Origin of the sequence: Bradyrhizobium sp. Bra64 (assembly GCF_024519875.1) — a bacterium.
Lineage (GTDB): Bacteria > Pseudomonadota > Alphaproteobacteria > Rhizobiales > Xanthobacteraceae > Bradyrhizobium > Bradyrhizobium japonicum_G.
In genome coordinates, this window is record NZ_JALJRD010000003.1 from 510,010 (window position 1) to 532,093 (window position 22,084).

Below are 22,084 nucleotides of genomic sequence, written 5' to 3' on the forward strand. Positions count from 1 at the left end.
GCGCAACGTGCTCCGGCATTTCGTCTTGTGATTCCGAACGAACGTCGGCGCTAGCCGAAAGCAGTTCTGCGTGCTTTGATGCGCTGGGCCAGATATCATATTTTAGAGGCCATTTTGACCGGCGAGCGCGTGGAACGACGACTTGTAGCGGTGTTGGCTGCGGATGTCGCTGGTTACAGCCGTCTCATGGGCGCCGACGAGGAAGGCACGCTGGCCCGGCTGAAGGAAGCTCGAAAGTCCGTTGTCGATGCCACGATCTCTGCGCATCGCGGCCGCATCGTCAAGACCACCGGCGACGGCATGCTGGTCGAGTTTGCGAGTGCGGTAGACGCGGCGCGCAGTGCGGTTGAAGTCCAGCGCAGAATGGCGGCGCAGAACGCCGACGTCTCCCCGGCAATGAGGATCGAATTCCGGATCGGCATCCACATCGGCGATATCATCATCGATGACAACGACATCTTCGGCGATGGCGTCAACATCGCAGCGCGCCTCGAAGGGATAGCCGACCCCGGCGGCATCTGTGTTTCCGACGATGCTCGTCGGCAGATTCGCGGCAAGATAGACGTCGCCTACGACGATATGGGCCTGCAGGCACTCAAGAATATCGCCGAACCGATGCATGCATGGCGTCTTCTTGTCGATGAGTACTCCTCTGCAGCATCAACGCCAGGTCAAGCGCCTGAAATCGCGGGACCCCTTGCGCTTCCGGACAAGCCATCCATCGCGGTGCTGCCGTTCCAGAACATGAGTCCCGATCCGGACCAGGAGTTCTTCGCCGACGGAATCGCGCAGGACGTCATCACGGCTTTGTCGCGATACTCCTCACTGTTCGTCATCGCCCGCAATTCGTCGTTTTCCTTCAAGGGACGCGCGGTCGACGTGAAACAAGTCGGGCGCGAACTCGGCGTTCGCTATGTGCTTGAGGGCGGTCTGCGAAAATCCGGCAACCGCGTCCGCGTCACCGCACAGCTTGTCGAAGCGGAAACGGGCAAACATGTCTGGGCGGAACGTTACGACCGCGATATAGCCGACATCTTCTCCGTACAGGATGACATCGCGCAATCCACGACCATCGCCATCGCACCGGTCATTGCCGGCGCCGAGCAACAGCGGGCGATGCGCAAGCCACCCGCAAGTCTTGATGCCTGGGGTGCCTACCAGCGTGGAATGTGGCATCTGGGCAAGGCGAGCGCCGAGGATGATGCCGTTGCCGGACAGTTCTTTCAGCGGGCCATTGATCTCGACCCAATGTTCGCGCCCGGATATATCGGGCTCTCCACCGTGCTCAGTCGGGCGAAAGGAACACAAGTCAAAGAAGAAGAATTGGCGCGACGCGCGGTCGCTCTGGATGGTGGCAACGCTGACGCCCATTCACGCCTGGCGCTGGCGCTCAACGCTCGGGGCGATCACAGCGGGGCACATGCCCAGGCCGAACGGGCGCTGGCACTCTGCCCGAATCTGGCAGCGGCTCACGGAGCTTTGGGCGTCATTCTCGCGTATTCCGGCCGTCCAAAAGAGGGGCTCGTCGCCCTCGAGACGTGCATTCGACTCGACCCTCGTGACCCGTCGCTGGTGAATCGCTTGAACCAGGTCGCATTGGCTCACTATTTTTGCCGGGACTACGCCGCCGCAGTCGAGACGGCGGAGCACGCGACCCGAACATTTCCCGATTTTCCCTCCCCCTACCGCTGGCTTGCCGCTGCTCTCGGCCAACTCGGTCGCACCGCTGAAGCCGAAGATGCGCTGCAAAAAGCAATCGCAATTTCATCCACATCCTTTGAGTTTCAGGTCCGTCAGCGGCCACCGTGGTTTCGGCCAGAAGATCACGCCCTCATGCTGGACGGCCTTCATAAAGCCGGTTGGGAGGATTGAAGAAGCAGTCGACCGATTTCCGTTCATGGCCCATCGTATCGGTGATGTGGTGCGGAGTCCTGCGCAAACGGGACGTCACCGGCCAAGGGACGAGCCGCCGCGATTGACCCAACTCCGACATTGGCTGTAACTTTCAAGTATTGCTTGATGAATTGAGCTGAAATTTTCCGGCGCAGGTCCACGCGGCCGAACCGCCGCCCTAGCCGTACCGAATATATTGGAGCGTCCTTATGCAGAGGCTATTCGCAATTTTTCTGATTGTCGTTGGTTTTTCCTTGCCTCAACTTGCGAAGGCCGGACCAAACGAAGACGCCGCGGCGGTCAGAGCGCAGTGGGAGCAGGTCTACAATTCGGGCGATGCCGACAAGTTCGTCGCACTCTACACCAGCGAAGCAACGCTTTTCGGGTCGGTTGCCCAACTCTTCTCAGGCTCAGCGGGCGTACGCGCCTACTTTAGTAAGCTCCCTCCAGGCATCCAAGTAAAGATGGGAGACCAACAAGCCGTCGCGGTGGTGCCAGACGTCCTTCTTAGCTCCGGCTTTGCGAATTTCATTCTCAAGGACGGCACAGTGGTCCCCTACCGTTTGACGCTCGCGATGGTGAAGGTAGACGGCCGATGGCTGATTGCTCAGCATCACGGCTCACCCGTGCCAAAATGAACTGAGGAACGAGACCAGTCTGTTGCTCGTAGGTGGGGGCTGGTCGTCCGGGCGAAGCGGAACCATGAGTAGACGCCCTAGCGAATGATCATCGTCAGAGACGAGTAACGCTTGTTCGGCTTGGCTTCGCCCGGCGCGAATTGCGCAAAGGCGTCGCTGACGCGCACGGCCGGCGGCGTATCGCCGGCGAACCGGAATTCCTTCGGCCGCGGCGCGTAGAAGCTGGCGCTGTAATAGGCGTCGTCGAAGCGCGCTTCGCCAACCCCGAACAATGCGTCGCACGCGAACAGGAGCGCGTAGACTCCCGCGACGGCAACGACGATCTCCCTGAGAACTGACATGCTGATGCCCCAACCTTTTGCAGGCAGCATGCAGGCCGGTTCCAAAACTCTGGTTTAAGGCGCCGTGCTTCTTGTCCGCAGGGTTTGCCGCGACTGAGCGGAATGCAGACAATTTGACCGATCTCGAAAAGAGAGCCCGCCTGACCGAAAGATCAGGCGGGCTCCAGGCTTGGCCGCTCGGGAGGTATCAGACGGCCAGGTTCATCCACACAGCCTTGGGTTCGGTGAAATTGTCGAGCGCGGCCGTGCCGTGCTCGCGGCCAAGGCCGGAGTCGCGCTCGCCGCCCCAGGGCAGGCGCACGTCGGTGTAGCCATAAGTGTTCATCCACACCGTCCCGGCACGCGCCCGCTTGGCGAAGCGCTGCAGCCTGCCGATATCGCGGCTCCAGACACCGGCGGCGAGGCTGTAGGCGGTGCCGTTGGCGATCCGCAGGGCATCGGCCTCGTCCCTGAACTTGATGACGCTGACGACGGGGCCAAAGATTTCCTCCTGCGAGATCCGCATCTCGTGTTCGACGCCCGCGAACACCGCGGGGCTGATGAAATAGCCGCGCTCGCCGACCCGCGTCCCGCCGGTGACGAGGGTTGCCCCCTCCTTCTGCCCGATATCGACATAATCGAGGATCGACTTCATCTGCTTCTCGGAGATCACGGGACCGAGCGTCGTCTTGCGATCGAGCGGATCGCCGATCCTGAGCGATCTTGCGCGCGCAGCCAGCCGCTCGACGACCTCGTCATAGGCTTTCTCCTGCACCAGCACCCGGGAGCCGGCCGAGCACACCTGCCCCGCATTGAAGAAGATGCCGGATGCCGCAGCCTTGCTTGCTGCTTCGAGATCGGCATCGTCGAAGATGACGTTGGCCGACTTGCCGCCAAGCTCGAGCGAGACGCGCTTGAAGTTGCCGGCCGCGCCCTTCATGATTCCGCGGCCCACGCCGGGCGAGCCGGTGAAGGTGACCTTGTCGACGTCGGGGTGATTGACCAGCGCGTCGCCGACGACGCGGCCGGGCCCTGTGACGACGTTGAAGACGCCCGCCGGCAGGCCAGCTTCGAGCGCAAGCTCGGCGATGCGCAGCGCGGACAGCGAGGTCAGCTCGGCCGGCTTCATCACGATCGTGCAGCCGCAGGCCAGCGCCGGCGCGAGCTTCCACATCCCGATCATCAGCGGGAAATTCCACGGCACGATCGCTGCGACCACGCCGACCGGCTCGCGCACGGTATAGGTCAGGGCATCGTCACGCACCGGCACGACGTCGCCGCTGATCTTGTCGGCCCAGCCGGCATAATAGATCAGCGTGTCGATGGCGGCCGGAAAGTCCTGGCGCATCGTCGCGGAGATCGGCTTGCCGGCATCGATCGACTCGAGCTCGATTATCTCGTCGGCGTGCTGTTTCAGCAGCTCGGCCCAGCGCAGCATGATCTGGCCGCGCTCGGAGGCGCGCATCGTGCGCCAGGGACCTTCGAACGCCCTGCGCGCTGCCGCCACGGCGTGCTCGACATCCGCCTCGTTGCCTTCGGCAACAGTCGCGATGACCTGACCGGTCGCGGGATTGAGGGACTTGAAGGTGCGGCCGGAGCTGGCGGCCACGCGGCGACCGTCGATCAGCAGATGCTGCGGCCGGGCCATGAATTCGGCCGCCGGCGAATGCGCAAAGTCATATGCAACGAACATCATATTTACTCCATCTCTGGTATGCCAGCCTAAGCGCATTTTAACCGGAGTAAATATGATATGGTTTGCAAATGGACGCCCCACATATGAAGCGAAGTTCATAAGGACATCAGATGCTTCAGATCGAGATCGAAGCCGTCTGGCGGTTTCGCCGCGAGGGCAATCCGCGCACCGTCGTCGTCATGCTCGGCATCCTCAATGAAATCAGGAAGACCGGAAAGATCACCAGCGCGGCCAGCGATGCGCACCTGTCCTATCGCCATGTCTGGAATCTGATCGAGCAATGGTCGGAATTCTTCGGCACGCCGCTGGTCGAGACCCAGCGCGGCAAGGGCTCGAAACTCACGCCGTTCGGCGAGCGGCTGGTGTGGGCCGGCGAGCGCATGCAGGCCCGGCTCGGGCCGCAGCTCCAAAACCTGGCGCAGGAGCTGGCAAGCGAGATCAAGCCGTTCCTCGAGCAGCGCCCCTCGGTGATCCGCGTCCATGCCAGCCACGGCTTTGCGGTGGCGAAGCTGCGCGAGTTCCTCGACCGCGAGCCCGGCATCGGCGTCGATTTGCGCTATGTCAGCAACCAGCATTCGCTGGTCGCGCTGGCACAGGGTGCCTGCGACCTCTCCGGCCTGCATCTGCCGCACGGCGCGCTGCGCGCCCAGGGCATCAAGGCGGCGCGCGAATGGCTCGATCCGCGCGAAGATCGCATCATCAGCTTCGTGACCCGCGAGATGGGATTGATGGTCGCGCGGGGCAATCCGCTGCGCATCGCTTCGCTCGGCGATCTCACCGGCCCCAAGGTGCGCTTCGTCAACCGCGACCATGATTCCGGCACGCGCCTGCTGTTCGACCATCTGCTCACCGCAAGCGGAATCGACGAGAGCAGGATCAACGGCGCGCAGCAGATCGAGTTCACCCATGCCGCGGTCGCGGCCTATGTCGCGAGCGGCATGGCGGATGCGAGCTTCGGCGTCGAGGCGGCCGCCCGGCATTTCGGCCTCGATTTCATCCGCCTCCTCACCGAGGATTATTTCTTCGTCTGCAAGCGCGCGTTCCTGGACACCGGGCCGATGCAACGCATTCTCGAGATCATCCGCAGCGCCGATTTTCGCGCGGCTGTCGCGACGCTACCCGGCTACGTGCCGTCCGACACGGGCACTGTCACCGGCGTGAAGGCGTTTCTGGAGTTGCATGCCGTGCGATGATGCCAAAGAATGCCCTGGCGTTGGCCTTGTCCGCGCCGGTCAGATCACCGGCTCGTCCTTCAGCGCGGAAATCACCTGCTCGCCTCGCGTGGTCAGGCGATAGGTCACCATCGGACGGCTCGACGGCGGCTTTCGCGCGGTCTCGACGATGTAGCCGCGCACCATCAGGGCTTCGAAGCTTCCATAATAGCCGAACATGCTGATCTGGTTCTGCTTGAGCAACTTGAACTCGCGCAAGAGACGAATCTCGTTGCCCGAGAGCAGCGACCGGCGTACGCGCTGGACGAACCGCGCGCGCTGCTCGAACCAAGCCCGGTCGGGCAGCTCGTGCGAGGGCGGCACGGCGTCTCGCTCGCAGGGACGCACTTCCGGCGCAACGTCGATCGCGACCTGCGGCAGGCAGGGCATGCTGCCGACCACTGCATCCCGGGCGACGTCGAGCAACGCGATCGGCCAACGCCGCTTGTTCTCCACCATCACCGGCGGCGGCACGACGTTGTCGCGCACCAATTGCTCGAAGCGGCCGGCGGTCACGCCGACATAGGCGGCGGCGCGGCGGCGGTCGACCAGGCGGCTGTCCCGCACCCCCTCAGGCCCGCAACCGATATTCCGGTCCACTCCGATCATCACCCAATTCATCCCCTGGCGCGTCGTTGCGCAGGCCTGGCGGCGAGGCCGGCCAAGCCGGCGGAGAACCTAGGTTGGAGAGGCGCGCTCGAAAAGCAGAGAATTTCGCACATGTTGATGCCGTTTCGGCAACAGCTATAAATGGGCCGGGGGTCCCATGCGATTTCACTCACCGGCCATTCAGTACTTCCACGCGGTCCGCCGCACCGGCTCGATCCGGGCCGCAGCGCGCGTCCTGAATGTCGCCTCCTCTGCCGTCAGCCGCCAAATTCTCAAGTTGGAACAAGAGATTGGATCACCCCTGTTCGAACGGACGACGCGTGGCCTGACGCTGACGACGGTCGGCGAGATGCTGGCCCGGCACGTCATGAACGTGCTCCAGGACCTCGACCGCTTCCGCTCGGATGTCGCCTCCCTCTCCGGCGCATGGCACGGCACCGTCAGCATCGCCTGCATCGAGTCGCTGACCGAGTCGGTGCTGCCGGACCTGATCGCCTCGCATCGCACCCGCGCCCGGCGCGTCAGCTTCACCACCGAGGTGAAGGGATCCTCGGACGTGCTGGAGGCCCTGAGCCGCGGCGAGGCCGACATCGGCATCGCCATGGCGCTGCGCCATCCGCCGGATCTGCGGCAGGTCGCATTGAAGCGGTTTCGCCTCGGCGCGGTGGTCGCGCGCGAGCATCCGCTGGCGCGGCGCAAGACGGTCACGCTGGCACAATGCCTCGCCTTCCCCGTCATCCACGCGTTGCCGGAGCTGTCGATCTATCATCTGCTCCAGCCGCTGATCGCGCAGCTCTCGGAAACGCCGGAGCCGGCGATCCAGGCCAACTCGATCGACCTGATGCGCGAACTCGCCGCGCGCGGCGTCGGCGTCGCGTTCCAGACCCAGCTCGGAATCGGCCGGCTGTCGCGCGACAGCCAGCTCGTCTTCCTGCCGCTCGACAATGCCGGCAGCCCGGTCTGGTCCGACCTCGGCATCTACGTTCGCGCCGAGCGCACCCTGCCCGCCTACACCGAGTCGTTTCTTCAGGAACTCGTGCGCGAACTGGGAGAGCGCGAGCGGCGGGAGAACGCGGCATATCCGCAGGTCGCGTGATCAAGGGTCGCGTGATCGAACGCCGCCGTCTTTACCCGTGCGAACGCTCCAGACCGCCACGCGCGCCGTGCACGGCGTCAGCCAGCATCATTGTCTGCGTCTCAAGCGGCTGTGGTCGACCCGCATCCAGCTCATGACCGCCAGCGCCGGCGTGAGCGTCAAGGCCGCAGCACTCGGCAACGGCTTCTGCCACATGGGCGATTTCGCGAGAGGCTACAAGATGACCTTCGGCGAGGCGCCCTCGGAGACGCCGGCGCGGGGCCGTCGTCTCTGAACGGGGTCCCGGTCGCGCGCTCAGGCGTGCCTGGACTCCTTGCGGTGACCGCTCTCGCTGAGGCGGTCGACCCAGGCGATGCCGACCGCCGAGATGATGAAGGTCAGGTGGATCAGCACCTGCCACATCACGCCGCTCTCGGTGAAATTGCTGCGCGTCGTGCCGAGATTGCCTGCCTCGATGAAGGTCCTGAGCAGCGAGATCGAGGAGATGCCGATGATCGCCATCGCCAGCTTGATCTTGAGCACGCTGGCATTGACGTGGCTCAGCCATTCCGGCTCGTCGGGATGGCCGCTCAAATTCAGGCGCGAGACGAAGGTCTCGTAGCCGCCGACGATCACCATCACCAGCAGGTTCGAGATCATGACGACGTCGATCAGCCCGAGCACGACCAGCATGATCTGCTGCTCGCTGGCGTCGAACGAGTGCAAGACCAGGTGCCAGAGCTCCTTCAGGAACAGCAGCACATAGACCGCCTGCGCGACGATGAGGCCGACATAGAGCGGCACCTGCAGCCAGCGCGAGCCGAAGATGAGTTGCGCAAACGGGCCGATTTGCGGCGCCGTCGCGGAACGCGCCGAAGGTGCTTTGGGTTCAGAACTCATTGATCACTCCGGATGACGGACAGACGCGTTGCCTCAGAGACTCGCGATCACAGGCGCGAGCTCGAGCGAGCCGCGATAGATCATCTCGAAGGCGACGTAGACGATGATGGCGAGGCCGACATAGCCGATCCAGCGCTGCTTCTGCAGCACGCGGCCGAGCAGATCGGCGGCGACGCCCATCAGCGCGACCGACAGCAGCAGGCCGAAGGCGAGGATGTAGGGATGCTCGCGCGCGGCACCCGCGACCGCGAGCACGTTGTCGAGCGACATCGAGACGTCGGCAGCGACGATCTGCACGGCCGCCTGGCTGAATGACTTTCGCGGGGCAGCAGCCGCGCCTCCGCCGCCGCCATGGCTGAACGCGAGCTCGTTCGCATGCGCGGCCTGCTCGCGCAGCTCGCGCCACATCTTCCAGCAGACCCAGAGCAGCAGCACGCCGCCGGCGAGCAGGAGGCCGATCACCTGCAGGAGCTGGGTCGCGACGCCGGCAAAGGCGATGCGCAAGACGGTGGCGGCAATGATGCCGACGACGATGGCGCGCCGGCGCTGCTCTGCCGGCAGGCCGGCGGCGGCAAGGCCGATGACGACGGCGTTGTCGCCGGCGAGCACGAGGTCGATCAGGACGACCTGAAGCAGCGCGGTGAGCGCGTCGGTGGTGATGAATTCGGTCATGATCGATCGTTTTTCGGTGCGGACGGATCGAGCCAGTGCGGCTTCTTCCGCTCAACCCAATCCAGGACCTTGGCGCGCGAGGAGCGCAGCGCGGGCACGTCCTCCGCGAGCAGCGCGAGGCCGAGCGGCAGCATCCAGACGCCGAGCACCGGCAGAAAGGAGAGCACGCCGCCGACGATCAGCAGCGCGCCCGAGGGGATCCTCACCCAGCGGCTGGACGGTTTGAGCAGATAGGTGACGGTGTCGCCCACGCGCGGCGGCAGGCGATCGACGAGCTTGTCAAGGCGCGGATCGCCGCCGGCCATCTGGCGGGCGGCGTCCTCGGTCCCGGTCGTACGCTCGTCCGATGTTGCGCTCATGCTCACTCCTTCGGGACCGTGCCTGCCGCACCCGGTCCGACCTGCTTGGCGCGGGGCAATACCAGCGTCAGCAGCCGCAGCAGCTTGATCGCCTGCACCTCATGGGGATGCACGTCCTCGTCCGCGGCCGCGACGCGCTCCGACAGCTCCATCAGATGGCTCGAGAGCGACATGTTCGAAACCGGCCGCAGCGTGTCGATCACCACATTGGCAAAGTCCGGCTCCTCCAAACGTTCCGCCAGCGCGTCGAACATCGCGAACAATCGGTCTTCGCTGATATGCGGCGCCAATCCGCGATCCCTGATGAAGCGGATCACCTCGTCGCGCTCGACCGGCGAGACGCGCCGGTCGGCCACCGCGACGAGCGCGCCGGCGATGACCAGCGCCACCGCGGCCTGCTCGTTCAGGCCGGACGGTTCGGTGATCTCGATTTCGATCGGATTGGAAGTGGCAGCGTCAGACATCATGGCTCCTCAAGCTTGTGAGATGGCCGCGCGGAGCTGCGATGGGGACGATTGGGTCGGAGAGAACCAAGGAAGGCCCGACGATCGGCCGATCCATCGCATTCGCGCGGGACAGGTCATCCGACATCGCGAGGTTTGCCGACATTCGTCGGCATCCTCGCCAGAGGGGCCCGGATTCTTGTTCGTCTCACACTTAAAGATGGGCCTGTCGGAATCAAGGCGAGGAGACTGCGACCAGCCGCCGCATCGGGTTCCAGGTTGACGCGCGTCCGGAGTCCGACAATCGCTTTTACCCCATCCGCTCGACAAGATGCGCACGCGAGGGCGAAGGATCGAACCTGTCGCCGAAATACTGCGTTTCGTGCGCCACCAACCCGTCGCTGAATTCCATGATGCTGACGACGTAGGACGGCACGCCGTCATAGGTGAGCACGAACTCGCTCACCCAGAGATCGCCGCCGCCGATGATCCGCCGAACCGTGAAGCGCTTCTTGTTGGGCTGCACGAACCGGCTCTCCTGGATATTCCGGCGGCCGCAGATACGTTCGCCCGATTGCGGATAGTCGAGCACCGCGTCCTCGCGATAGATGTCGTGCTCGGCCTCGAAATCGTTCGCGTCCGAAGCGTCCCAATGGCGCCGGAGCGCGGCCAGCCTGGCCTGATCATTCATCGCCATCTCCCGTTCTTGCGGTTTCCGCTGTTCAAATTGGAGCAAAGAGAGACGGGAGCAAGGCTGTCTCGCAATCTCTAACAACGACTAACGGGCCAAAAGCCCGGCCTGGGTGCAGATTGGCGATGCAGGAATCTGGAATTCGCCGGATTGCGCAGTCGTATTCGTCACGCCGGGAAATACGCATGGCACGTCTGCTTTCCGTCAATGTCGGCCTGCCGCGCGACGTCGCCTGGCAAGGCAGGACCGTTCATACCGGCATCTGGAAGGCGCCCATCGAGGGCCCGCGCAGGGTGCGCAGGCTCAACATCGATGGCGACAGCCAGGGCGATACGGCCGGTCATGGCGGCGAACATCGTGCCGTCTTCGTCTACCAGGACGAGTCCTATCGATATTGGCAGGAGCACCTAAGCCGGTCGAACCTCGTCCACGGTCAATTCGGCGAGAATTTCACCGTCGAGGGCCTCGCCGACACCGACGTGTGCATCGGCGACCGCTACAGGATCGGCTCTGCCCTGTTCGAGGTGACGCAGCCGCGCGTCACCTGCTACCGCCTCGGCATTCGCATGGAGGAGCCGGACATGCCCGCGCTGCTCGTCAAGCACGGCCGGCCCGGTTTCTATTTTCGCGTGATCGAGGAGGGCGACGTCGAAGCCGATGACGAGATCACGCGGGTCGCCCGCGGGCCCGAGCGCATGAGCGTGTCTGAGATCAATGCGCTGCTCTACATGCCGCCTCACCCGCGCGAACGCCTGGAGCGCGCACTGCGGATTCCGGCGCTGAGCCGCGGCTGGCGTCGTTCTTTCGCGGCGCTGCTCGAGCAGCAGCGCGGGAAGAATACGGCCGCGGGAAACGCCGGGCTCGGACCGGGTTCGAGCCCGCCTCCGGCATGGCACGGTTTTCGACCGTTTCGTGTGTCGCGCAAGATCGCCGAGAGCGGCAACGTGACGTCGCTGATCCTCGATCCCATCGACGGACATCCCGTGGCCGCCGCCCTGCCCGGCCAGTTCGTCGTCGTCCAGCTCGAGCCCCCGGCGGCGCGAGCGATAATGCGCAGCTATTCGCTGTCGAGCGGCTCCGACATCGCATCCTACCGCATCAGCATCAAGCGCGAGGCGCACGGTGCCGCCAGCCTCTACATCGCCGACGAGCTCCGACCGGGCGACGTCGTGCGGGTCGGCGCGCCGCGCGGGAACTTCACGCTGCGGCAGGAGGCAAGGCCCGTCGTCCTGCTGAGCGCCGGCATCGGCGTGACGCCGGTGCTCGCCATGCTCCACGCGCTTGCCGCGGAGGCGGCGACACGGGACGTCTGGTGGCTGCACGGCGCCCGCAACGGCCGCGAACATGCGTTCGCCGTCGAGGCGCGCGGGCTGTTGGCTGCGCTGGCTCACCATCACAGCCACGTCTGCTACAGCGCCCCCGATCCGGACGATCGTCCCGGCGTGGATTTCGACACCACCGGACGTCTGAATGGGCGCCTGCTCCTGAGGCTCGATGTGCCGCGCGATGCGGACTACTATCTCTGCGGACCGACGGCCTTCATGAGCGATCTCACGGCGGGCCTCGCAAATTTGGGCGTCTCGCCCGGTCACATCCACACGGAATTGTTCGGTGCCAGGCCATCCCTGACGCCCGGCATCGCGGCCTCGCTGCCGAAGCCTGTACATGTGCCCATTGGGGCGCCCGGCCCCGGCCCGATGGTTTCATTCGCCCGTAGTGGCCTCAACGTCTGCTGGGGACCGTCCTATGCCAGCCTGCTGGAGCTGGCCGAAGCATGCGACGTGCCGGTGCGCTGGTCGTGCCGGACCGGCGTCTGCCACAACTGCGAAAGCGGGCTCATTGCGGGAGTGGTCAGCTATGCGCCGGATCCCCTCGACGGACCGGCGGACGGAAACGTCCTGATCTGCTGCTCACGGCCCCGAAGCGACCTCGTGCTCGATCTGTGAAAGTGGGAGTGTCTGATGCGAACTGACATGGTGCCGGGAGCAACCTTCCCGGATTACGAGCTGAGCGACCACACCGGCAAGCACCGAAAGCTCTCGGATCTGCAGGCGGCCGATCCCATGGTGCTCGTTCTCGGTCGCGGCGGATTCTGTCCGAAGGATCGCCGCCAGGCCGAAGGCCTGCTGCATTTCCATCGCGAGATGGAGGTGGGCTATTGCCGGCTGGTCACGATCACCACCGACAACATCGCCCAGACCAACGAGTATCGCAGCGGTGTCGGAGCGCACTGGCCCTTCCTGTCGGATTCGCGGCGCCTCGTTCAGAAGGACCTCGATATCGCCGAATACACCGATCCCGTCCACAATCCGATGATCCCCCACGTCATCGTGCTCGAGCCCCGCCTCGTCGTTCACAGGATCTACAATGGCTACTGGTTCTTCGGCCGTCCGTCGGTCGAAGAGCTTCGCCAGGATCTGCGAGCGGTCAGCATGAAGTGCCGTCCGGATTGGGACATCACCGCGGCCGGGCTGAAAGCTCTCTGGGAGCAAGGCCGCAAGGAGCATTTTTATCCTTACGGCAAGCCTTACGTCGAAACTCTCGGCGGACAGGATTAGAACGCCGGGAACCATCTTCCCGTCAGGTTGGTTGATGCATCTCAGCACCCCATCTGGCGCCCGACAGGAAGCCCAAGGAACCCTCATGTGCCGCTGGATCGCATACCGGGGCGAGACGACCTCGTTCGAACCTTACGTCACCGAGCCCGAGCATTCGCTGATCGCGCAAAGCATGCGCTCGCTGCAGTCGACGGCGGGCTCCAATGGCGACGGCTTTGGTCTCGGTTGGTATGGCGAACATCCGGAACCCGGCCTTTATCGTGAAACACGCCCCGCCTGGTCGGACGAGAATCTCCGCTATCTCTGCCGCCATCTGCGCTCGCATCTGTTTTTCGCCCATGTGCGCGCCGCAACCGGCACGGCGGTGACGCGGCAGAATTGTCATCCCTTTGCCTGCGGCCAGTGGATGTTCATGCACAACGGATTCGTCGGCAGCTGGAATCGCCTGCGGCGCAAGGTCGAGGCGTTGATCCCCGATGCCTATTACCCTTCGCGGCTGGGCACGACCGATTCCGAGGCCGTGTTCCTCGCCATGATGGGCGCGGGCCTCGATGCCGATCCGCTCGGCGCAACGCAAGCCGTGCTGCAAGCCCTCGTCGGCCTCGTCAACGAAGGCCAGCTCCGCGAGCGGCTGCGCTTCACCAGCGCGATCTCGAATGGCCGCGACCTCTACGCCTTTCGAATTGCAGTCAACGACGCCGCGAACACGCTGTACTTCCGCGAGGCCGGCGGCCAGGTCATCGTGGTATCCGAGCCGTTCGACAAGGAAACGGACTGGACGGAAGTCCCCGCGAATCACGCCCTGATCGCGCGCGCGTCCGAAAGCGCGAAAATTGTTAGGTTTGACCTTGCAATTTCCGGTGAGTCCCCCGCGGAACCCGCACCGGTCAGAAGGATTATCGCCCGCAGGTAATACCTTGGCCGGGTGCACGATGACATTTGCTTCAGACGTTCTGAAACTGCTGCGGCTCGATTCTTCCGACGACAAGCAGCATCTCGTCATCCGCTCCGCCGGCGGAGGCGGCAAGGCGGAGGAATATTCGTTCGGCATCGAGGAGGAATACTTCCTCGCCGACCGCCGTAGCCTTGAAGTCGCGATCCAGACTCCCAACGAGCTGTTCGAATCGGCGAACTGGTCGACCGGCGGCCAGGCGATGCGCGAGATGCTGCAGTCCCAGATCGAGGTCGCCACCAACGTTCACGTCGACGTCAACGACGCGCGCGAAGAGCTCCGTTTCCTGCGCCGCGAAGTCGCCAACGTCGCCGCGCAATACGGCTTCGTGATCATGGCCTGCGGCACGCATCCGACCGCGGTCTGGCGCATGTCACAGCCGAGCCCGAAGCCGCGCTACGAGGAGATGATCGAGGATCTGCGCAGCATCGGTCACCGCAACATGATGTGCGGCATGCATGTCCACGTCCAGTTGCCAGATCCCGAAAAGCGCATGGCGGTGATGCGGGCGATGCTGCCGTATCTGCCGTTGTTCATCGCCCTGTCGGCTTCCTCCCCGTTCTGGAATTCGCACAAGACCGGACTAAAAGGCTACCGGCTCGCCGCCTATTCAGAGCTGCCGCGTACCGGCCTGCCCGAATTGTTCGAGAGCAGGCAGGACTACGACGAATATGTCGGCGCGTTGCAGCGCTCCGGCGTGATCCCTGATGAAAGTCACATCTGGTGGGCCATGCGTCCATCCATGAAGCACCCGACCCTGGAGTTGCGCGCGCCCGACACCTGCACGTTCGTCGACGACACCGTTGCCATCGCCTCGCTCTATCGCTGCCTGACCCGCTATCTCTATCTGCGGCCTTACCTGTCGAAACAGGTCACCGCGGTCGAGCGCGCGGTCGCGGTGGAGAACAAATGGCGCGCCCAGCGCTACGGCACCGATTGCATCTTTGCCTCCAGGGACGGGCCGGTCACCATCGCGGAGCTGCTCGCGCGCGCGATCGACGACATCGCCGAGGACGCGGCCGCGCTGAATTGCGCCGCGGAGGTCGAGCACTGCCGGACCATCGTGGAGCGCGGAAGCTCCGCGGAATTCCAGCTGCGCTCCTTCCGCGAGAACGGGGATGACATCGGGTCCGTCTCGCGCTGGATCGCAGATGCGACCATCTCCGGCACGAGCGCCCCGGCCGCCGGCCTCAGAGCGCACTCATAGCGCCCGCGTAAGCTTCGGGGACGACAATGTCGTTCCTGAGTTTGGAAGATCGCGGAGAAGAGGATGAATCGCGTCACGTGTTGTGCCGGCTGCGGCCACGGACTTATTCCGATGCTCTCGGCCAAAGGGCGCCCGGAGCTGAGCTGCCTGTGGTGCGAACTGATCGACGCGCGGGCGATGGACATGGCGAAGTGGGCCGACAGCCCCTCCGGCAAGCCCGTGCGGACGGTCCGTCGGTCGTTCGAATGAACAGCTTCAAACACCCGGCCGCTGGCCTTTGCTGATCGGCAGCTGCACGTCCGCGCGAGGACTTGCCGACAAATTAGCCAGGACAGGCGTCGTCACTGGACCTGATGGCTCGGCGAAGCGGCCCCGGCCGGCTGGTGAAACGCGCCATCTAACCTCAGGTGCAACCTCGATTTTTCTTCGCGTTGCGTCGGGCCGGAGAGCCCGCGTGCCGGGCGGCATCTCGACTGGCCCAAAATTCGCAAGGCAACGTCAGGCCTGATTGCCTGCTCCCCCACGAATTCGAGCTGCAGGCTGCGTGCGCCCGGACGACCGGATGAGCGGCCAGATCGGAGAATGCCATGAACGTGCATGCCGCCGGCGATCTCAAATTCACCGGCCTCACCCGCCCGGATGGCGCGCCCCTTCGCCTCAACGCACAGGATTTCGTGGCGATCGACCGCGACCGGAATGCGAAGTTCGAGGCGACGTACCGGCCGCAGGCCCTCTACAATCGCGCCAACGAGGGCTTTCACGCCAACAACGAAACTTTCCTGCTGCACGAAGTCGCGACCAACCTGCCGATCTATCTTCCCGACACCGGCCCCACCGACTTCCATCTCCATCTGCCGCCGGGCGGCTTCCAGCTCGTGCTGGTCACCTCGGGCGCGTTCACCTTCGACTATGACGGCCGCTTCTATAATGTCGGCCCGGGCGCGGTGATGCTGCAAAGCGCGATCGTGCACCGCCAGCTGTTCTACACCTGGTCGGGCCTGTCGACCGAAGAGAATCTGAAGACGCCGCAGACGGTGGTGCCGGATCCGATCTCGATGGGCTATTCGGGCAAATTCCTCGAAGCCTTCATCACCGATCCCACCACCTTTCCGAACCCGACCATCGTCGGTCCGGACCAGATCAACGAAGCCGAGACGCCGCGCGTGGCCTGGAGCCACCCTCTGCACGATCGTCCCGTCGATGCAGGCTTTTGGCTTCAGGACCCCTTGGCGCTGGATGCGCTGTTCAAGCCGCTGATCGACGGCACCGTCAAATCATCCATGCCGGTTTACGTGCGCGATATCGGGATCGAAGTCCCGAGCGGTCATCTCGTCGCCGGCCATATCATCGCAACCGACCCGCGCGGCCAATCGCTGCTGCCGAAGAGCACGTCGGCTGCAGCCGACGCCACCTGTTTCGCCAAGGGCGAGGTCGCGATCTACCGCGTCATTCGCGGCAGCGCGGAATTCAAGAACAAGGCCGGAGAGACCTTTGAGCTCGCCGCCGGTGACGTGGTGACGGCGGGCAAGAACGCGATCAGTCTCACGGGCATCGGCGAAAACACCCAGGTGCTCCGGCTCGGCCTGCTCAAGGGCATGAACGACCTGCGCAGCTGGACACCGACGCAGCGCGATGAGATCGACGGTCTCGCCGGTCAGATCATCACGCAGAAGGACATCCGTCCGCTGCGGACCGAGGGCATGCCGGTCGGGTATCTGTACGGGTAGCCGCACAAGAAACGGCCCGCCGAAGCGGGCCGTCGGGATCTCGATTAGCGCAACGATCAGCCGTAGAGCTGCCGCTCCTTGCGAACCTCGTCGGCACCGTAAGGCTTGCTGGCCGGATCGAACGATTTCCATCCGGCCTTCTGCCAGGCGGCACTGCGGTCACGCAAATTGACAGCAGACTCGTTTAGGATCGAATCAAGGCGCGATCGTTCCGCATCCGCCACACGGGCCGACACGAGCGTGCCTCCGCGACGGACGCCCTCTGCATAAGTGTCGGCATCCTCCCGCGAAACCCCGGCTTCAGTCAGCGCTCCAACGACGCCGCCGGTAGCGGCTCCCGCCGCCGCACCGACCGCGGTCGCGGCGAGCCAGCCGGCAGCGACGACCGGTCCGAGACCAGGAATTGCGAGCAGGCCGAGACCGGCAAGAAGGCCGGCAGTGCCACCCACGCCCGCGCCGATGCCGGCACCCTTGCCTGCACCTTCGGCGCGATCGTCAACGCCATCGCGGTCACGATCCACCTTCTTGTCGGTGTTGAACCAGCTGTCCGAATTGTTGGCGACGATGCTGATGTCCGAATGCGGCACGCCGGCAGCTTCGAGACGCTGAACCGCCTGCTGCGCACTGGTGTAATTGTCGTAGAGACGAGAAATTGTAACGGTCATTTTGATTGCCTCTTTATTTGCTTACTTGGCCGAATTGACGTTGCCTTGAAAGTCGACGCTGACGGCAGAAGCCGATCCGCCCTTGCTGGCCTGGCCGCGCCAGACGCCATTGTCGTCCTTCTTCAACTCGGTGACGTTGGCATAGCCAGCATCCTCGAGCTTCGATTTGGCTTGCCCTTCGGTGAAACTGTTGCGCCCGGCGACAGGAGTGTCGGAGTTGTTCTGACCGGTCGTGTTGACCGCGTTGTTGTTTGGCCCCGACTGCGCCGGCGGATTTTGCGCGGAGGCCGGGGCAGCCGCGAATGCTGTGGCCGCTGCGAATAAAGAAATGCAAACGAAGAGTGACGGGCGTTTCATGATTGTCTCCAGTGACTAAGGAGTGACCCAAGCCCGCATCGGAGCTTTAGTTCCTACCTTTCGCCCCGTGACATCTCCTTCACGCTCAGGTTCTGAAGAATATCATCCACGTGACAGCCGATGAGGACTGCGAGTTCCCCGCTCACATCCAGCAGCATCAGGACACCAGGACCGAGTTCGCCTTGGCGCGCTTCGACTGCAGTCTCGACGATGCGCCCGCTGTTGTCTTGGTCCATCACATCGGTCTCGCATTCGGAGGGATCGGTTTGACCGTTTCCTGGACTAGCGGAGTCGTAGCTGCTGCGCGAACGTTGCGCGCGGATCGATGCCGCATGTCCACCCTGAAGACACCCGCTCCCTGGCCTTCGATCAACGTCCAGAATCGACGCATTCATGGGGTTAGGAACATCCCTCCATCCTTTCTGTTGCATCTGCACGACATGATCCGTGAATGCGCATGCCGTCCCCAAAAATGGAGATTTGACCATGCGTGCACTCTGTTGGCACGGCAAAGGCGACGTCCGGGCAGACACGGTCCCGGATTTCAAGATCCAGCATCCGCGTGACGCGATCATCAGGATTACCGCCTGCGCTATCTGCGGCTCTACCGGAAATTCAGCGACAAAAAAGCCGGCGTCATCAAGGTCGTGATGAGACCAGGACGTTAACCCGGAAGCGTCCCCTCCTACTCTCCAACAACTGGCCCCGGTCAGCGAAAGTGTCACATGCGCATACTGAAAAGACGTTCGCCATCTTTGGCGGCCACGACCCTTCATGCTCTCGCGGAATATCCGTTCGCCTCCGCCCTTGTCGCGGCAGCCGGCCTGATGGCAGCGGCCGCGGTCGTCAATCGGCGCCTTGCCGACAAGGCGCAGCGCGACAACCCGCCTCAAGGACGATTCATCGACGTCGACGGAGTTCGCCTGCATTACGTCGAGCGCGGATCCGGACGCCCCTTGGTCCTGCTCCATGGCAATGGCAGCATGATCCAGGATTTCGAGTCGAGCGGCCTGATCGACCTCGCTGCCAAGGACTATCGCGTCATCGTGTTCGATCGTCCCGGCTTCGGCCACAGCCTGAGGCCCCGCAATGTGGTGTGGACGCCTGCGGCTCAAGCCGACCTCTTCAAGGATGCGCTCGCGCATTTGGGCGTCGAGAAGGCGATCGTGCTCGGACATTCCTGGGGAGCGTCAGTTGCGATCGCCTTGGCAAGCAGACATCGCTCAATGGTCGAGGCCCTGATACTGGCATCGGGCTATTATTTCCCGACGGCCCGCACCGACGCGATGATGGCGATGGCCGGGCCGGCGATCCCGGGATTTGGCGATATCCTCAGTCACACGATCTCCCCGATCTTCAGCCGTCTGATGTGGCCGGCAATGCTGCGTCAGCTGTTCGGACCAAAATCCGTCCCGCAAAAATTCGATGGCTTCCCCAAATCACTGGCCGTGCGTCCATCGCAGCTTCGGGCCGGCGCGGCCGAGGCGGCGCTGATGGTGCCTGCTGCAATGCTGTCTGCGAAGACCTATGGCGAACTGGCCATGCCGGTCACCATCATGGCCGGCGAGGATGACCGTCTCATCGACATCGACGAGCAGTCCGGCCGGCTGCATGACGAAATCAAGCACAGCAAGATGCGCCGCGTCCCGAATGCCGGTCACATGATCCAGCAGTCGGATACGGCCGACCTGATGGCCGCCATCGACGAGGCCGCGGCGGGAACGCTGCACTGAGAGCTCAGTCACGTCAGGCGCATCTGATCGCGGCGCGATCCGAATTAGGAACGTCCGATACAGCGCTCAGTTGGCCCCGGTATCTCCTGCAATCGAAGGTCCTTCCATGTATCATCACGTCAAGAAGCTCATGTTTACAGTCCGGGTCGATGAGCCCGATCCGCGGTTCGGCAATATGCTGCTGGAGCAATTCGGCGGAGCCAACGGCGAGCTGGCGGCCGCCATGCAGTATTCCATTCAGGGTCTCAACTGCGACGATCCGGATCGCAAGGACCTCCTGATGGATATCGGAACCGAGGAATTGAGTCACCTCGAGGTCGTCGGATCGCTCGCGCGCTTGCACTTGAAGCCCATGAAGTTCGATCGCGAAGCGGCGGAAGCCGATCCTTTGATCGCGATCGCCGGAGGCGGCGGCGTCGGCCTGTTCAACTCGCAGGGCAACGCCTGGACCGCCGACTACCTCAAGATCACCGGCGAGCTCGACGTCGACCTGCGCAGCAACATCGCGGCCGAAGCCCGCGCCAAGATCGTCTACGAACGGCTGATCAATTTCTGTGATGACGCCGGCACCAAGGACGCCTTGCAGTTCCTGATGACGCGCGAAATCACCCACATGAAGGCGTTCTCGCGCGCGCTGGAAAGCATGAACAAGCCCGCGTTCAGTATCGGCCGCATCGCTCCGACGCCCGGTCTCGTGGACCAGTTCTTCAACGATTCAACCGGGTCCGGTGACAACGGAGAAATCGACACACGAGGTCCCTGGAACGAGGGCGAAGATTGGGTTTTCACGCAATCCCCGGCACTCCAGAGCGGCGATTCCGGCACGGCGCCTTCGATCGTTGCCGAGAGTTCGCCGTCGGAACCTCTCGTCGGCCTTGACGACCTGCTGATCGATCAGTTGCGTGACCTCCTGCATGCGGAGAGGCAATTGACCAAAGCGCTGCCGCAGATGATCGAGGCCGCCCGCTACGACCAGCTCGGCGAGCTCTTCACCGTCCATCTGGCCGAAACTGAAGCGCAGATCGAGCGTCTGGACGGGTGCTTCGAACTGCTCGGCAAGAAGCCCCGCGCCAGGACCTGCAAGGGCATGCAGGGACTTGTCGAAGAAGGCGGCGAAGTGATCAAGGAGGGTGCCAGGAAGGACGATGCCGCCGCTGATCTCGCGTTGATCGGTGCGGCACAGCGGGTCGAGCACTACGAGATTGCCGGCTACACGACTGCCCGCAACCTGGCGCAGCAGTTGCGTCACGGCGGCGTCGTCGCGCTGCTTTCGAAGAATCTGGCCGAGGAAGAAAACGCAGATCAACTGCTCAATCAGGTCGCGCGTTCGTTGATGTCGGTCGCGAAAATGCCCGCCGCGATCGAACAGAGCTTCGTCGAAGACGAGCCCGCCGGAGGATAAGCCGCGTTTTGACAATAAATCCGGGCGGCCCCATGAAGGGCCGCCTGATTAGTGCCACCACCCGGAAGGCTTCACATGATGCGGAAGATCCAAGAGCATGCTTGCCTGGCCTGCAACGGCACGGGCTTTCCCCCGTCGGTACAATCGGCATCTACGGGCCGCAGGATCTACCCTGTCAAATGCGCGGTCTGCCAAGGTAAGGGAAGGATACCGGAGGCCGATCAAGGCAGCCTCGATGCTTCGGTCTCTTGACCTCGAACGTGAATTTGACCGGGGCAGGATGGTTAGCTTTCGCTTCCACCATGCCCCGGTTTGCACGGCCGCTTGGATTGCTTCACGCGGCATGCGGGTTGACGATTGCATAGCCTCGCACCGAACGCGGATGAAGTCGCGTTGCGTGCCCGCCTGAATTTGCGTCATATGCCAACCACGTGTCGCCACCAAGGTGCTGCTCCAGCACAAAAACGTGCCCTCGCCGCGCCGCTACCATTCCGGCTGCAGGTGGTGTGCGCGGAAAGCGGAGCCAGTTAGCCGCAAGGTTCAATTCCGGCACGATGCGACCAAACACGCGTATCGCCGCGCCGCAACCGCAGAAAGAACCAGGGCAGCCAGCTGGGCGACTACCGACAATTTGACCGCGAGGGACATTTGCTTCGGCTACGCTGATACGTCGCTCCGCCGCAGTACGCTCTTCCAACAACCCCGGCCGTCGAGCGTAACGCGAAGCCTTCTCGCTGCGCGATAGTGGAGACGAGAAATCACACGGCATGGTCACATTGCATTCTGGAACCTGACCAGTACGGATGCCGCGAGCTTCCGACGCGATGGATCCGGTAACAACGAAGACCGACGCAATAATAAATTGCTTGAACATGCAGAACTCCACACTGAAGGGTCCTGCCCCGAATTCAGAAACCAATGTCAGGCGGGCGGAATTGTGCCGAGAGAGCGGCTAATTTCCGGCAATCCGTTCAGC

Annotated in this window: 25 protein-coding genes and 1 pseudogene; 14 read left to right on the plus strand and 12 right to left on the minus strand. The window is 63.5% G+C overall.

Annotated elements, in window-relative coordinates:
- Positions 1 to 114 precede the first annotated feature (114 nt).
- Complete coding sequence (locus NR187_RS14765; RefSeq protein WP_256806894.1) at positions 115 to 1,872, plus strand: adenylate/guanylate cyclase domain-containing protein; 1,758 nt, start codon at positions 115 to 117, stop codon at positions 1,870 to 1,872.
- 230 nt (positions 1,873 to 2,102) lie between these two features.
- On the plus strand, positions 2,103 to 2,531 hold the full coding sequence (locus tag NR187_RS14770) for an SgcJ/EcaC family oxidoreductase (protein WP_211383313.1): 429 nt from the start codon (positions 2,103 to 2,105) through the stop codon (positions 2,529 to 2,531).
- A gap of 77 nt (positions 2,532 to 2,608) precedes the next feature.
- Here the strand turns inward: NR187_RS14770 and NR187_RS14775 are convergent, their stop codons facing one another.
- Together NR187_RS14775 and NR187_RS14780 are read right to left on the minus strand one after the other, a co-directional pair.
- Complete coding sequence (locus NR187_RS14775) at positions 2,609 to 2,872, minus strand: hypothetical protein (protein ID WP_211383312.1); 264 nt, start codon at positions 2,870 to 2,872, stop codon at positions 2,609 to 2,611.
- Positions 2,873 to 3,059: 187 nt separating this feature from the next.
- A complete protein-coding gene (locus NR187_RS14780) occupies positions 3,060 to 4,544 on the minus strand; it encodes an aldehyde dehydrogenase family protein (RefSeq protein ID WP_256806931.1) in 1,485 nt (494 codons plus the stop codon).
- A 113-nt stretch (positions 4,545 to 4,657) separates the two neighbouring features.
- On the opposite strand from NR187_RS14780, the gene NR187_RS14785 reads away from it, so the two are divergent.
- Positions 4,658 to 5,740, plus strand: coding sequence for a substrate-binding domain-containing protein (locus NR187_RS14785; protein ID WP_256806896.1), 1,083 nt, complete (start codon positions 4,658 to 4,660; stop codon positions 5,738 to 5,740).
- 39 nt (positions 5,741 to 5,779) lie between these two features.
- On the opposite strand, the gene NR187_RS14790 is transcribed toward NR187_RS14785, so the two are convergent.
- On the minus strand, positions 5,780 to 6,367 hold the full coding sequence (locus NR187_RS14790; protein WP_256806933.1) for a hypothetical protein: 588 nt from the start codon (positions 6,365 to 6,367) through the stop codon (positions 5,780 to 5,782).
- A gap of 157 nt (positions 6,368 to 6,524) precedes the next feature.
- Between NR187_RS14790 and NR187_RS14795 the strand changes: the two genes are divergently transcribed.
- Together NR187_RS14795 and NR187_RS14800 are read left to right on the plus strand one after the other, a co-directional pair.
- Positions 6,525 to 7,463, plus strand: coding sequence for a LysR family transcriptional regulator (locus tag NR187_RS14795; protein ID WP_211383310.1), 939 nt, complete (start codon positions 6,525 to 6,527; stop codon positions 7,461 to 7,463).
- A gap of 37 nt (positions 7,464 to 7,500) precedes the next feature.
- Positions 7,501 to 7,737: a helix-turn-helix domain-containing protein gene (locus NR187_RS14800; protein WP_256806897.1), complete on the plus strand. Its 237-nt coding sequence runs from the start codon at positions 7,501 to 7,503 to the stop codon at positions 7,735 to 7,737.
- Between the two features lie 20 nt (positions 7,738 to 7,757).
- Here NR187_RS14800 and NR187_RS14805 read toward each other — a convergent pair whose 3' ends face one another.
- From NR187_RS14805 to NR187_RS14825, 5 genes are all read right to left on the minus strand, one after another.
- Positions 7,758 to 8,342 (minus strand): TIGR00645 family protein, encoded by a 585-nt coding sequence (locus NR187_RS14805; protein ID WP_211383309.1) that lies wholly within the window; start codon positions 8,340 to 8,342, stop codon positions 7,758 to 7,760.
- Positions 8,343 to 8,375: 33 nt separating this feature from the next.
- On the minus strand, positions 8,376 to 9,014 hold the full coding sequence (locus NR187_RS14810; RefSeq protein WP_211383308.1) for a TerC family protein: 639 nt from the start codon (positions 9,012 to 9,014) through the stop codon (positions 8,376 to 8,378).
- Positions 9,011 to 9,373, minus strand: a complete 363-nt coding sequence (locus NR187_RS14815; RefSeq protein ID WP_211383307.1) for a hypothetical protein — start codon at positions 9,371 to 9,373, stop codon at positions 9,011 to 9,013. The genes NR187_RS14810 and NR187_RS14815 overlap by 4 nt, the downstream gene beginning before the upstream one ends.
- Positions 9,374 to 9,375: 2 nt before the next feature.
- Positions 9,376 to 9,837: a TerB family tellurite resistance protein gene (locus NR187_RS14820; RefSeq protein ID WP_211383306.1), complete on the minus strand. Its 462-nt coding sequence runs from the start codon at positions 9,835 to 9,837 to the stop codon at positions 9,376 to 9,378.
- Between the two features lie 289 nt (positions 9,838 to 10,126).
- Entirely contained in the window at positions 10,127 to 10,507 is a 381-nt protein-coding gene (locus tag NR187_RS14825; RefSeq protein WP_211383305.1) for a nuclear transport factor 2 family protein, read from the minus strand.
- Between the two features lie 185 nt (positions 10,508 to 10,692).
- Between NR187_RS14825 and NR187_RS14830 the strand changes: the two genes are divergently transcribed.
- The 6 genes from NR187_RS14830 (at position 10,693) to NR187_RS14855 (ending at position 16,951) form a co-directional block, all read left to right on the plus strand.
- Complete coding sequence (locus tag NR187_RS14830) at positions 10,693 to 12,453, plus strand: MOSC and FAD-binding oxidoreductase domain-containing protein (RefSeq protein WP_256806898.1); 1,761 nt, start codon at positions 10,693 to 10,695, stop codon at positions 12,451 to 12,453.
- Positions 12,454 to 12,468: 15 nt separating this feature from the next.
- Positions 12,469 to 13,065 carry a redoxin domain-containing protein gene (locus NR187_RS14835; protein ID WP_256806899.1) on the plus strand — a complete coding sequence of 199 codons (597 nt, stop codon included), beginning with the start codon at positions 12,469 to 12,471 and terminating at the stop codon, positions 13,063 to 13,065.
- Between the two features lie 85 nt (positions 13,066 to 13,150).
- Positions 13,151 to 13,978: a class II glutamine amidotransferase gene (locus NR187_RS14840; protein WP_256806900.1), complete on the plus strand. Its 828-nt coding sequence runs from the start codon at positions 13,151 to 13,153 to the stop codon at positions 13,976 to 13,978.
- Positions 13,979 to 13,997: 19 nt separating this feature from the next.
- Positions 13,998 to 15,224: a carboxylate-amine ligase gene (locus NR187_RS14845; RefSeq protein WP_256806901.1), complete on the plus strand. Its 1,227-nt coding sequence runs from the start codon at positions 13,998 to 14,000 to the stop codon at positions 15,222 to 15,224.
- 63 nt (positions 15,225 to 15,287) lie between these two features.
- Positions 15,288 to 15,473, plus strand: a complete 186-nt coding sequence (locus tag NR187_RS14850) for a hypothetical protein (RefSeq protein WP_211383300.1) — start codon at positions 15,288 to 15,290, stop codon at positions 15,471 to 15,473.
- A 338-nt stretch (positions 15,474 to 15,811) separates the two neighbouring features.
- Complete coding sequence (locus NR187_RS14855; RefSeq protein WP_211383299.1) at positions 15,812 to 16,951, plus strand: hypothetical protein; 1,140 nt, start codon at positions 15,812 to 15,814, stop codon at positions 16,949 to 16,951.
- A 56-nt stretch (positions 16,952 to 17,007) separates the two neighbouring features.
- Here NR187_RS14855 and NR187_RS14860 read toward each other — a convergent pair whose 3' ends face one another.
- From NR187_RS14860 to NR187_RS14870, 3 genes are read right to left on the minus strand one after another with little or no spacing between them, the layout of a single operon-like run.
- Positions 17,008 to 17,616: a general stress protein gene (locus NR187_RS14860; protein ID WP_256806902.1), complete on the minus strand. Its 609-nt coding sequence runs from the start codon at positions 17,614 to 17,616 to the stop codon at positions 17,008 to 17,010.
- A gap of 21 nt (positions 17,617 to 17,637) precedes the next feature.
- The gene (locus NR187_RS14865; protein WP_211383297.1) at positions 17,638 to 17,973 is read right to left on the minus strand and encodes a hypothetical protein; all 336 of its coding nucleotides are present in this window, start codon (positions 17,971 to 17,973) and stop codon (positions 17,638 to 17,640) included.
- Between the two features lie 53 nt (positions 17,974 to 18,026).
- Complete coding sequence (locus NR187_RS14870; RefSeq protein ID WP_211383567.1) at positions 18,027 to 18,209, minus strand: hypothetical protein; 183 nt, start codon at positions 18,207 to 18,209, stop codon at positions 18,027 to 18,029.
- A 250-nt stretch (positions 18,210 to 18,459) separates the two neighbouring features.
- On the opposite strand from NR187_RS14870, the pseudogene NR187_RS14875 reads away from it, so the two are divergent.
- The 3 genes and pseudogenes from NR187_RS14875 to NR187_RS14885 form a co-directional block, all read left to right on the plus strand.
- Positions 18,460 to 18,579 (plus strand): annotated as a pseudogene (locus NR187_RS14875) (glutathione-dependent formaldehyde dehydrogenase); the annotation flags it as partial.
- A 119-nt stretch (positions 18,580 to 18,698) separates the two neighbouring features.
- Entirely contained in the window at positions 18,699 to 19,706 is a 1,008-nt protein-coding gene (locus tag NR187_RS14880) for an alpha/beta fold hydrolase (protein WP_211383296.1), read from the plus strand.
- Between the two features lie 106 nt (positions 19,707 to 19,812).
- Positions 19,813 to 21,108, plus strand: a complete 1,296-nt coding sequence (locus NR187_RS14885; RefSeq protein ID WP_256806906.1) for a DUF892 family protein — start codon at positions 19,813 to 19,815, stop codon at positions 21,106 to 21,108.
- 334 nt (positions 21,109 to 21,442) lie between these two features.
- Here the strand turns inward: NR187_RS14885 and NR187_RS14890 are convergent, their stop codons facing one another.
- Positions 21,443 to 21,982 (minus strand): hypothetical protein, encoded by a 540-nt coding sequence (locus NR187_RS14890; RefSeq protein WP_211383294.1) that lies wholly within the window; start codon positions 21,980 to 21,982, stop codon positions 21,443 to 21,445.
- Positions 21,983 to 22,084: the final 102 nt, after the last annotated feature.